The organism is Herbaspirillum sp. YR522 (genome assembly GCF_000282575.1).
Classification (GTDB): domain Bacteria; phylum Pseudomonadota; class Gammaproteobacteria; order Burkholderiales; family Burkholderiaceae_D; genus Herbaspirillum.
Genome location: NZ_AKJA01000056.1, coordinates 1 through 8,974 on the forward strand (window position 1 = coordinate 1; position 8,974 = coordinate 8,974).

Sequence of the window (8,974 nt, forward strand, 5' to 3'; positions counted from 1 at the left end):
GCCTGCCGCACGATACGGCAGCCACAGCGCGCTATTGTAGCCAGATGGGGCGAATGTTTCAGGCTTGTCGCAATGGGCTGGCCAATGCATTGCGGGGACCCCGATCAGATCGGGGTCCCCGCAGTGTGCAGCAGCTCAGGCGCTTTCGGGCGCCGGGCTCAAGCCGCCATCATCGACGGCGCTTGCATTGCTGCGCCATCGCGGCGACGGCGCAGGGCGCCCATGCCCACCAGTGCCAGGCCACCCAGCATCATCGCGTAGGTCGATGCCTCAGGCACCGCGGCGATGCTGATGTTGCCACCGAAGCTGCCGCCGGCCGAGCCGGTCACAGCGCCGCTGACGGCCAGCGTATACAGGCCCGATGCCAGGTTGGACGCGTTGAGGGTGAAGAACTGCACCGAGTCGACCACGGTCTTGGTTCCGGCAAAGGTCTGGCCGTTACCCGACAGTGTGAAGCTGTCGATGTTGAGCGCCGACAGGTTGTTGAGCGCGATCGAGATCACCGCCGACGACACCGAGAACGGGTTCGAGTAGTTGAAGGTGAAGCTCTCGGTGAAGGTCTGGCCGGTCGTGCCCGTGCCAAATGCCGCACCGAAGTCCGATGTGGTGCCGTTGAAGGTCAACGCGCTGGTCTGGTTGATTTGCGAAGCGTGGGCAGACGCGCCAATACCGACCAGGGAAGCTGCCAGGAACAGGCCGCCAACTAATTTCTTCATTACATACCTCTTTCTTTATCTTGATTAACGAGATTGCAAACGGGGGGCTGGAATCCGGAGATTGAATTGTTATGGCCGGAGTAATTCACCCAGGTTTTGTTTGTCTTGTCGACTTTGTTAGATCGGGCCGGACAAAGATTAGCTGCGCTGCAACGAAAGCTCAACACCAATTTGCAAAATCAGTGTTTGTCCTGTAGCCGTGTAAGAAAACCGGAAGTCAATACTGGCGTGCTTTTCCAGCGGATGGGATGGATATTTCCGTGGCGCAACCGAGTTCCGGAAGGATGATGCTGCACGGCACTAGTGCAGGCGGAGAATAAGTACAAAGAATTAGTTTTAAGGTGCTGCGCAATTGGCGAGCCGCGCATTCGGACAAACCGGCTATCCAACGAAAATGGCCCGCCGGTTGGCGGGCCATCGGGTTTGCTTGCGGTCTCTGTGGGGCGTTATCCTGCGTGCAGCGCCGGATAATCGGTGTAACCCTTGGCGCCTCCCCCGTAGAGCGTATCGGGATTGAAATTGGCGAGTTCGGCGCCTTTCTGCAGCCGTTCCACCAGGTCCGGATTGGCGATCCATGGGCGGCCGAACGCCACCAGGTCGGCCAGGTTGCTGCTGCGTGCCTTGGCCGCCAGGTCCAGGTCATAGCCGTTGTTGGCGATGTAGATGCCCTTGAACAGGTTGCGCAGCACTTGCAGGTCGAAGCCGCCGGCGACCTCGCGCGGGCCCCCGGTAGCCCCTTCGACTACATGCAGGTAGACCAGCTTGTAGGCATTGAGCTGCTCTACCACATACGAGAACAGCGCTTGCGGGTTGCTGTCGGCGATATCGTTGGCCGGGCTGGTGGGCGAAAGGCGGATCCCGACCCGCTCGCTGGGGATTACCGAGGTCACCGCCTGCACCACCTCGAGCAGCAGGCGGGCGCGGTTCTCGATGCTGCCTCCATAGGCGTCGTTGCGCTGGTTGGTCTTGTCGCGCAGGAACTGGTCCAGCAGATAGCCGTTGGCGGCATGGATCTCGACACCGTCGAACCCAGCCCTGATGGCCAGTTGCGCGGCCGTGCGGTATTGCTCGACGATGCCGGGCAACTCGGACAATTCCAGCGCGCGCGGGGTCACGAATGGCTTGAAGCCGGTTTCGGTGAAGGCGTTGCCTTCGGGCTTGATGGCCGAAGGAGCGACCGGCAATGCACCGTCCGGTTGCAACTCGGGGTGCGAGATGCGTCCGACGTGCCACAGCTGCAGGAAGATGCGACTGCCCTTGGCGTGCACCGCATCGGTCACTTTCTTCCATCCGGCTACCTGGGCATCGTTGTAGATGCCTGGCGTGAACGCATACCCCTTGCCCTGGGGCGAGATCTGCGTGGCTTCGGCAATGATCAGGCCGGCGCCCGAACGCTGGGCGTAATACTCGGGGGCCAGTTCGCTGGGTATATCGCCGGCTTGCGCGCGACTACGGGTCAGCGGCGCCATGGCGATGCGGTTCTTGAGCTGGATGGCGCCGATCTGTACAGGCTTGAACAGGTCGCTGGTCTGGCGGGTGTCGGTCATGTAGATCCTTTCTGTGGGGAGAAGTGGACATCGGGCCGCTGCGGCATCATTCCCGTGGCGCCGGGCGGACCGTTCTGACTGTCGTGAATAAAACCCGACCAGTTTAGTCGAGAATTATCTTTGTCGCTGGAAGTGGACATCCGACCGCACCGCGTCACCGAAGTTTGCGCGGCATGACGAAAAAGGCCACCGCATCGCGGTGGCCTGTGGACGGCGGGGAAGGTGGCAGCCTAGGCCTTGGCCTTCTCGCGTGCCTGGTTCAGCAACCAACTGGTCAGCAGCGGTACCGGACGCCCGGTGGCGCCCTTGGCCGCGCCACTCTTCCAGGCGGTGCCGGCGATGTCCAGGTGGGCCCAGGTGTACTTGCGCGTGAAGCGTTCCAGGAAGCAGGCGGCAGTCACGCTGCCGGCCGGCTGGCCACCGATATTGGCGATATCGGCGAAGTTGGACTTCAACTGTTCCTGGTACACGTCCTGGATCGGCATGCGCCAGGCGGTGTCGCCGGTGCTGCGGCCAGCGGCCAGCAATTCATTGGCCAGTTGGTCGTGGGCCGCGTCTTCGCGGGTGAACAGGCCCGTGTTGTGGTGGCCCAGGGCGACGATGCAGGCGCCGGTCAGCGTGGCGATATCGACCACCGCGGCAGGCTTGAAGCGCTCGACATAGGTCAGGGCGTCGCACAGGATCAGACGGCCTTCGGCGTCGGTGTTAAGTACCTCGATGGTCTGCCCGGACATCGAGGTGACCACGTCGCCGGGTTTGGTGGCGCTGCCCGAGGGCATGTTCTCGCAGGTCGGGATGACGCCGATGACATTCAGTTTCAGGCCCAGTTCGGCGATGGTGCGGAAGGTGCCCAGCACCGACGCGGCGCCGCACATGTCGTACTTCATCTCGTCCATGTTCAGGCCCGGCTTGAGCGAGATGCCTCCGGTGTCGAACGTGATGCCCTTGCCGACCAGCACCACCGGCGCGTCCTTGCTGCGACCGCCCAGGTGCTTGAGTACGATGAACTTGGGCGGCTCGTCGCTGCCGTTGGTGACCGACAGGAAGCTGCCCATCTTGAGCGCTTCGAGTTGCTTGCGTTCGAGCACTTCGACGCCCAGCTTGAAATCCTTGGCCAGCTTCTTGGCGGTATTGGCCAGGTAGGTCGGGGTGCAGACGTTGCCCGGCAGGTTGCCCAGTTCCTTGGTCAGGGCCATGCCGTTGGCCAGCGCCACGGCTTCGGCCAGTGCGGTCTTGGCGGCGGTGGCATCGGCGCTCGACGTAAGGAAGGTGATTTTCTTCACGCCCGTCGGCAGCGGGTCTTTCTTGCTCTTGAGCACATCGGCGCGATACACCGAGTCACGCCCGGCCAGCACCACATTGCGTACCGCCCAGCCCAGGTCGCGGCCCTTGACCTCGTCCAGCGGCAGCAGCAGGGCGGCATCGTCGCAGCCCAGCGTGGCCAGGGCCCGCACCAGGCCTTGTGCGGCCGCGCCGAAGTTCTTGTCGGACAACTCATCCTGCGGACCCAGGCCCAGCAGCAGTACCCGTTCGGCGGCTACGCCGTCGAGCCCGCGCAGCAGCAGGGTGCTGCCGGCCTTGCCCGAGATGTCGCCCGACTTGACGGCGGCACTGATGGCGCCCAGCTTGTCGAGGGCGCCGGCAGCACGGCCCAGTTTGCGGTTTTCATGGATGCCGACGACCAGCGCGCCAGTCTTGACGGAGGTTACAGCGGTTTTTGCGTCTAATGTTTTTGTGCTAAAGTCCATCGCTCGTCCTTAGTTTGAATTACCCGACGATTATAGAACTCATTTCACCAATCGGCGTGAGATGCGTTCTGCTCACCCGGGCGCTGTGGGCGACAGAGACTTCACAGGCCCATTGACCGGATACGTTCCCAGCTTCACATGATTTTTCAGCGCGCACTACGACGCGAATTGACCAGCACCGCCGGCGCTGTGTTCACCACACTGTTCACCATCACCTTGACCGTGATGCTGATCAAGATCCTCGGCCAGGCCGCGGGCGGCCAGGTGGCGTCGCAGGACGTGGTGGCCCTGATCGGCTTCCAGTCCCTCAACTACATGCCGGTGATCCTTATCCTCACCGGGTTCATCTCGGTGCTGCTGGTGATGACCCGCAGCTACCAGGATTCCGAGATCGTGGTCTGGTTTTCCTCCGGCCTGTCGCTGACCCGCTGGATCCGTCCGGTGCTGCTGTTTGGCTGGCCGATCGTGGTGCTGGTGGCGACACTGAGCTTCGTGGTCACGCCCTGGGCCAACCAGGAAAGCGGCGAGTATCGCAAACGCTTCGAGCAACGCGAAGATATCGCGCGCGTGTCGCCCGGCAAGTTCCAGGAATCGGCCAGCGCCAACCGCATCTTCTTCGTCGAGGGCATTTCGGGTGACGCGTCCAAGGTCAAGAACGTGTTCGTCAATACGGTCGGCGCCGACGGCAGGAACAGCGTGGTGGTGGCCAAGGAAGGCGAGACCGTGGTCGACGCCGATGGCGAGAAATTCGTCGTCATGAGCCAGGGGCGTCGCTACGATGGCACCCCCAGCCTGCCCGAATTCCAGATTGTCGACTTCGAACGCTATGGCCTGCTGATCGGCAGCCAGTCGCAGTCGGCTGCCGGCGACCGCTCGGCGCGAGCCATGCCGATGGACGAACTGCTGGCCAAGGATGACGGCTTCGCCCGCGGCGAACTGCTCTGGCGCATCGCCTTGCCGTTGATGTCGTTGTCGCTGATGCTGCTGGCCATTCCGCTGTCGTTCGTCAATCCGCGCGCCGGTCGTTCGCTGGGACTGCTGGTGGCGCTGCTGCTGTTCGTGGTCTACAGCAATACGGTGAGCGTGTTCCAGGCTTCGGTGGCGCAGGGGCGCGCAAGCTTCATGATGGCCTGGTGGCCGGTGCACGTGGTGGTGGTGTTGCTGATCGTGGGCATGTTCCTGTTGCGCCTGAAGGTCAATAGCCGCTATCACCCATCCATACTGTGGTCGGCGTTGCGCCGCGCACTGGTTTTCAAGCGCGAGGCCTGACATGAAGGTGATCCAACGTTATTTCACCACCGAGATCACGCGCTCGGTGATGTTCGCGCTGGCGGCGTTCCTGGCGCTGTTTGCGTTCTTCGAGATGATGGGCCAGCTGGAACAGGTCGGCCGCAACGGCTACAAGTTGCAGCAGGCGGTGCTGTATGTGGTCATGGGCTTGCCCGGCAATGTCTATGAACTGATGCCCACGGCGGTACTGATCGGCACCATCTATACGCTGTCGCAGTTCGCGGCGCGGTCCGAGTTCACCATCATGCGCGCTTCCAGCATGTCGACCGCGATGGCGGCCAAGGTGCTCATGCGCATCGGCCTCGGGTTTGCCGTGATGACGATCCTGTTCGGCGAGCTGATCTCGCCCAAGGCCACCGAGTGGGCCGAAAAGCTGAAGTTGCAGGCGCAGGGGGCTTCGCTGTCGTCGCAGTTCAGGTCGGGCATGTGGGCCAAGGACGTGATCAAGGACCAGGGCCTGGAAGGCAATGTCACCGGCAGCCGTTTCATCAACATCCAGGCTATCCAGCCGGACGGCCGCATCAGCGGCGTCAAGTTGTACGAGCTCGATACCGAGTTCCACATGGCGCGCATGGTCACGGCCACAACCGGGGTCTACCAGGGCAACCACCAGTGGCAACTCAATGATGTGCTGCAGTCCGACTTCGCCACCGGCAGCAAGGACCGCAGCATCACCGAACCGGTCAAGACCCGCAAGCTGCCGAGCCTGGCCCTGGTGTCGGAGGTGACCCCGGAGATCCTCTCGGTGCTCTTTGCCGACCCCGACCGCATGTCGGCCTACGACTTGCGCGCCTATACCAAGCACCTGGAAGCCAACAACCAGCGCACCGAGCGCTATGAGATCGCGTTCTGGAAGAAGATCGTCTACCCGCTGTCGATCTTCGTGATGCTGGCGCTGGCGCTGCCGTTCGCCTACCTGCATTTCCGCGCCGGCGGCGTAAGCCTGAAGATCTTCACCGGCATCATGATCGGTGTATGTTTCCAGCTGATCAATAGCCTGTTCTCGCACCTGGGCTTGCTCAATACCTGGCCGGCGCTGGTCACGGCAGCATTGCCGAGCTTGCTGTTCATGGGCTTGGCGATCGGGGCCTTGTGGTGGGTGGAGCGCCACTGATGAGCACGCCCCCGATCCGTTCGCTGGTGCTGTTCGCCCATGGCGCCCGCGATCCAGCCTGGGCCCAGCCGTTCGAGCGCCTGCGCGCGCTGGTGCAGGCGGCGCGTCCCGGGTTGAGTGTACAACTGGCCTTCCTGGAGCTGATGCAACCCGACCTGGCGTCGCTGGCGGCCGCCGAGATCGCGCGCGGGGCATGCGCCATCACGGTGGTGCCGGTGTTCCTGGGGCAAGGCGCCCACGTGCGGCGCGACCTGCCGCAGCTCATCGATTCCCTGCGCCTGGCCCATCCTGCCGTCGATATCGACGTCGCCGGTGCGGTAGGCGAAGACGACGCCGTACTGCAAGCCGTCGCCGCCTATTGCCTGCGCGCCGCGCAGCAGTGACGGTGTCGCCGCGCTGAACCCCTGCGCAGGTCTGCCTGTCTGATCGACAATCGCGCGCAGCGCATTTCGAGGACGATTCCCCATGAAGCGCTATTGGCGCATCGCGGTATTGGTGCTGGTGCTGGCCACCACTGCCGTCGCCGTGCATCTGAGTGGCCTGGGCGAGAAGCTCAACCCCGCCACGCTGCAACAACTCATCCAGAGCCATCCGGTGACCGGACTGGCGCTTTACATCGGCTTGTTCTGCCTGGGTAACCTGCTGCACCTGCCGGGCTGGATCTTCCTGGCCGGGGCGGTGCTGGCGCTGGGCAAGGCATGGGGCGGGATGGCCACCTATGTGGCAGCGGTGCTGTCGTGCTCGGTGACCTACTTCCTGATCCGTGCCATCGGCGGCGACGCCCTGCGGGTGATCCATCATCGCTATGTGGTGTCGATACTGCGGCGGCTCGACAGCCACCCGGTGGCCAGTATTTCGCTGCTGCGGGTGTTATGCCAGACCATGCCGACGGTCAACTATGTGCTGGCGCTGTCGGGCGTGCCGTTTCGCCACTACCTGCTGGGAACCCTGATCGGCCTGCCGCTGCCGATCCTGCTCTATTGCCTGTTGTTCGATTACCTGGGGCGCGTGCTGGGCTGGCAATGAACCAGGCGCCCGCCTAGAACAGCCGGGCGCCGTCGGGCACCGCCCGGTCCGGGCCGAACAGCACCACCTCGCCGGCGGCGTCGGGAAAACCCAATGTCAATACCTCGGACATGAACTTGCCGATCTGGCGCGGCGGGAAATTGACGACCGCCGCCACCTGGCGCCCCACCAGCGCATCGGGCTGGTAGTGTGCGGTGATCTGGGCGCTGCTCTGGCGCACGCCGACGCCGGGGCCGAAATCGATCTTCAACTTGATGGCTGGCTTGCGCGCCTCGGGAAACGGCTCGGCCGAAATGACGGTGCCGATACGGATATCGACCTGGAGGAAGGTATCGAAATCGATGGCCGGGGCGGGCGCGGCGCTGGTGTCGTGCAGCAGGTGCATGCAAACCTCAGGACAGGGAAGGGTCGGGGCGATCGGCCAGGGCCGGGCCGATCATGACCAGCACCGGACCGCTGCAGGCTTGCAGGCCCGGTTCGAGGCCCGACAGCTGGAGATGGTAGATACGCTCGTCGGCGCGGCTGCAGTTCTCCACCACCACCACCGGCGTACTCGGCGCATGCCCCAGTTGCAACAGGCGACGCGCGGTGGCGGTGGCTTCGCGCCCGCCCATGTACTGCACCAACGTGTCGCCGTTGGGCATGATCACCTCGCCCGGCAGGTCGGGAGCGGTGCTGGAGGTAAACAACGAGACGCTACGGGCAATGCCACGACGCGTCAGCGGCCGCTTGGCCGACGCTGCCGCGGCCAGTGCGGCGGTAATACCGGGGACGATCTCGTAGGGCACGCCATGCGCTTCCAGGGCGCGCATTTCCTCGTCGGCGCGGCCGAACAACATCGGGTCGCCGCCCTTGAGGCGCACCACGCGCCGATATTGCCGGGCCGCCTGCACCAGTCGCGCATTGATCTCGACCTGCGCGGTGGAGCGTTGGCCGCTGCGCTTGCCGACCGGGATCAGCACCGCCTGCGGGCAAAGCGCCAGGATCTCCTCGGTCACCAGGGCATCATGCAATACCGCCTCGGCTTGTGCCAGCAGGCGTGCGCCGCGCACCGTCAGCAGGTCGGCCGCGCCGGGGCCGGAGCCGATCAGCCACACCCGGCCCGGATGTTGCGGGCTGGGAGGAGGGGACTCGCATGGGGTGTCGGGTACTGCCGCATCGATGGCCATGGCCGGTAAGACTTTGAAGAATGTTAGTCGATCCGAATCATACCAGCGGCCACCGTCTGGTGCGTCACTTCATCGATCAGGATGAAGGCGCCCGTGGCGCGAATGGCGTCATAGCTGTCGGCGGCGATCGGTTGCTGCACGTTGACGCTGATGCGTGCGATGTCATTGAGCTTGAGGGTATCGGCGGGGTGTCGCTGCTGGGTATTGATGTCGAGCAGCGTGTCGACCTTCGACACCCGTGCGGCGACCTGCTTGGTGGTGTGCTTGAGCCAGTACTTGCGGCGCAGGTCCAGCGGTTCCTCGGACAGCCAGCAGACATCGGCCTGGACCGACTTGACCGAGGCCGGCGGCTGGCTGGCCGCGG

9 protein-coding genes and 1 pseudogene are annotated in these 8,974 nt (G+C 63.8%); 4 read left to right on the top strand and 6 right to left on the bottom strand.

The genetic code is table 11. From position 1 onward, the window contains the following. Nucleotides 1-158: 158 nt before the first annotated feature. The 3 genes from PMI40_RS09415 to PMI40_RS09425 all read right to left on the bottom strand — a co-directional run bounded on the left by PMI40_RS09415 (nucleotide 159) and on the right by PMI40_RS09425 (nucleotide 4,011). Nucleotides 159-716 (bottom strand): FxDxF family PEP-CTERM protein, encoded by a 558-nt coding sequence (locus PMI40_RS09415; RefSeq protein WP_008114524.1) that lies wholly within the window; start codon nucleotides 714-716, stop codon nucleotides 159-161. 446 nt (nucleotides 717-1,162) lie between these two features. Next, entirely contained in the window at nucleotides 1,163-2,263 is a 1,101-nt protein-coding gene (locus PMI40_RS09420; protein WP_008114525.1) for an alkene reductase, read from the bottom strand. 230 nt (nucleotides 2,264-2,493) lie between these two features. After that, nucleotides 2,494-4,011, bottom strand: a complete 1,518-nt coding sequence (locus PMI40_RS09425) for a leucyl aminopeptidase (protein WP_008114528.1) — start codon at nucleotides 4,009-4,011, stop codon at nucleotides 2,494-2,496. A 138-nt stretch (nucleotides 4,012-4,149) separates the two neighbouring features. On the opposite strand from PMI40_RS09425, the gene lptF reads away from it, so the two are divergent. The 4 genes from lptF to PMI40_RS09445 all read left to right on the top strand — a co-directional run bounded on the left by lptF (nucleotide 4,150) and on the right by PMI40_RS09445 (nucleotide 7,441). After that, nucleotides 4,150-5,280 (top strand): LPS export ABC transporter permease LptF, encoded by a 1,131-nt coding sequence (gene lptF, locus PMI40_RS09430; RefSeq protein WP_008114529.1) that lies wholly within the window; start codon nucleotides 4,150-4,152, stop codon nucleotides 5,278-5,280. A gap of 1 nt (nucleotide 5,281) precedes the next feature. Beyond that, the gene (gene lptG, locus PMI40_RS09435; RefSeq protein WP_008114531.1) at nucleotides 5,282-6,415 is read left to right on the top strand and encodes an LPS export ABC transporter permease LptG; all 1,134 of its coding nucleotides are present in this window, start codon (nucleotides 5,282-5,284) and stop codon (nucleotides 6,413-6,415) included. Further along, on the top strand, nucleotides 6,415-6,798 hold the full coding sequence (locus tag PMI40_RS09440; RefSeq protein WP_008114533.1) for a sirohydrochlorin chelatase: 384 nt from the start codon (nucleotides 6,415-6,417) through the stop codon (nucleotides 6,796-6,798). The genes lptG and PMI40_RS09440 overlap by 1 nt, the downstream gene beginning before the upstream one ends. 82 nt (nucleotides 6,799-6,880) lie before the next feature. After that, a complete protein-coding gene (locus PMI40_RS09445) occupies nucleotides 6,881-7,441 on the top strand; it encodes a TVP38/TMEM64 family protein (protein ID WP_008114536.1) in 561 nt (186 codons plus the stop codon). Between the two features lie 13 nt (nucleotides 7,442-7,454). On the opposite strand, the gene PMI40_RS09450 is transcribed toward PMI40_RS09445, so the two are convergent. The 3 genes and pseudogenes from PMI40_RS09450 to PMI40_RS09460 form a co-directional block, all read right to left on the bottom strand. Beyond that, nucleotides 7,455-7,826 carry a tRNA-binding protein gene (locus tag PMI40_RS09450; RefSeq protein WP_008114538.1) on the bottom strand — a complete coding sequence of 124 codons (372 nt, stop codon included), beginning with the start codon at nucleotides 7,824-7,826 and terminating at the stop codon, nucleotides 7,455-7,457. Between the two features lie 7 nt (nucleotides 7,827-7,833). Then, nucleotides 7,834-8,610 (bottom strand): uroporphyrinogen-III C-methyltransferase, encoded by a 777-nt coding sequence (gene cobA, locus PMI40_RS09455; RefSeq protein WP_008114540.1) that lies wholly within the window; start codon nucleotides 8,608-8,610, stop codon nucleotides 7,834-7,836. Between the two features lie 23 nt (nucleotides 8,611-8,633). Next, a pseudogene (locus tag PMI40_RS09460) lies at nucleotides 8,634-8,974 on the bottom strand (sulfate adenylyltransferase); the annotation flags it as partial.

Coding starts and splice junctions, on each gene's coding strand:
- PMI40_RS09415 (WP_008114524.1), bottom strand. CDS start 716: ATGAAGAAATTAGTTGGCGGCCTGTTCCTGGCAGCTTCCCTGGTCGGT.
- PMI40_RS09420 (WP_008114525.1), bottom strand. CDS start 2,263: ATGACCGACACCCGCCAGACCAGCGACCTGTTCAAGCCTGTACAGATC.
- PMI40_RS09425 (WP_008114528.1), bottom strand. CDS start 4,011: ATGGACTTTAGCACAAAAACATTAGACGCAAAAACCGCTGTAACCTCC.
- lptF (WP_008114529.1), top strand. CDS start 4,150: ATGATTTTTCAGCGCGCACTACGACGCGAATTGACCAGCACCGCCGGC.
- lptG (WP_008114531.1), top strand. CDS start 5,282: ATGAAGGTGATCCAACGTTATTTCACCACCGAGATCACGCGCTCGGTG.
- PMI40_RS09440 (WP_008114533.1), top strand. CDS start 6,415: ATGAGCACGCCCCCGATCCGTTCGCTGGTGCTGTTCGCCCATGGCGCC.
- PMI40_RS09445 (WP_008114536.1), top strand. CDS start 6,881: ATGAAGCGCTATTGGCGCATCGCGGTATTGGTGCTGGTGCTGGCCACC.
- PMI40_RS09450 (WP_008114538.1), bottom strand. CDS start 7,826: ATGCACCTGCTGCACGACACCAGCGCCGCGCCCGCCCCGGCCATCGAT.
- cobA (WP_008114540.1), bottom strand. CDS start 8,610: ATGGCCATCGATGCGGCAGTACCCGACACCCCATGCGAGTCCCCTCCT.